We start from the raw sequence: 1,399 nt of genomic DNA on the forward strand, positions 1-1,399 counted from the left end.
TTTTTTAAAAAGGGGAGAGCGCCTAATTTACTGATTTATTGTAGGTAAGTGGACTGGATTAAGATGCTTCAGGTTCTTGTAATGTAACTGTGTATCCTAAACTTTGAAGTCTTCTTAGTGAATGCCGAAAAATTGATTGTTGTCTCTGTTTATCAAAGTAGTCTTCGCCTAAGTCTACATACATTTCTTTTCGAGTTAAGAGATAATAGGAGATACGTAACATGGCATGAGCGACTACTATTCCTGCTCGTTTCTTACCTTTTCGTGATGCTGTACGCCTATACAGTGCTCCGAGATAGTTTTTAGATCCTCTTACAGAATGAGCTGCTTCTGTTAATGCTGATCTCAAATACTTGTTTCCTTTTTTTGTTTTAGCCGATTTTCTTTTTCCCGCACTTTCGTTATGCCCAGGAACTAGTCCTGCCCAAGAACACATATGAGCTGCACTTGGAAACTGTTTCTTAATATCAGTCCCAATTTCAGATAAAATTTGCTCAGCCATTCTTGTAGCTATACCAGGAATAGAGTCTAATCGTTCCACATCTTCTTGATAGGAGCTTACTCTTTCCTCGACCTCTTGGTCGAGCATCTCGATTTGTTCTGTTAAAAAATCAATATGCTTTAAAATGGTTTTTAACATGAGGCGTTGATGCGAATTGATATAACCTTTAAGGGCGAGTTCTAGTTCATCTTTCTTCTTTTTCATTGTGCGTCGAGCAAAGTTTGCTAGTTTTTCAGGATCTTCTTCACCTTCGGCAATTGCGTTAAGCATGTCTCGAGCCGAAACACCCATAACGTCTGAAACGACAGAGCCTAGCTTAATATTTGCGCCCTCTAACACTTTTTGGATTCGATTATGTTGTCTAGCACGTTCTTCAATGATACTTCTACGGTACCGAACTAGTTCACGTAGTTCCCGTTGATTTCGATCTGGAATGTAACTAGCTTTTAGAAGTCCATGACGAAGAAGTTTGGCAATCCATTCTGCATCTTTAACATCTGTTTTACGCCCTGGCACTGCTTTCATATGTTGAGCATTCACAACTAAAAACTCAATCTCTTCAGCTTCTAATAAATTAACAATAGGTTTCCAATATACACTGGTACTCTCCATGGCAACATGAGTACAGTTATTCTTTTTAATCCAATCCACTAACTGTATTAGAAAAACAGTTTTTGTTGAAAACGTTTGAATCTCCTTTCCTTCTGGTGTCATAATACATGCAGTAATATTGTCCTTATGGACATCCATACCACATGCTCTTTCAATGACTACTTCCATTGAAAACATCCTTTCTACGGCTCTCAATACAATTGGAGGCTGGTGCAAAAACCAGAATAGGATTAATCTACCATGTGTGCTTCCCGTAAGGGAGCGACAGTCAGTGGTGCACCTTGG

The 1,399-nt window shown here is 38.9% G+C and carries 1 protein-coding gene; it reads right to left on the bottom strand.

Annotated features, from left to right (window positions below; translation table 11 throughout):
• Positions 1-58 precede the first annotated feature (58 nt).
• Complete coding sequence (locus ACZ9AO_RS26180) at positions 59-1,282, bottom strand: IS110 family RNA-guided transposase (RefSeq protein WP_476111297.1); 1,224 nt, start codon at positions 1,280-1,282, stop codon at positions 59-61.
• Positions 1,283-1,399: the final 117 nt, after the last annotated feature.

The sequence above is a fragment of the Peribacillus sp. TE19612 genome (genome assembly GCF_056279465.1).

Coding starts and splice junctions, on each gene's coding strand:
- ACZ9AO_RS26180 (WP_476111297.1), bottom strand. CDS start 1,282: ATGGAAGTAGTCATTGAAAGAGCATGTGGTATGGATGTCCATAAGGAC.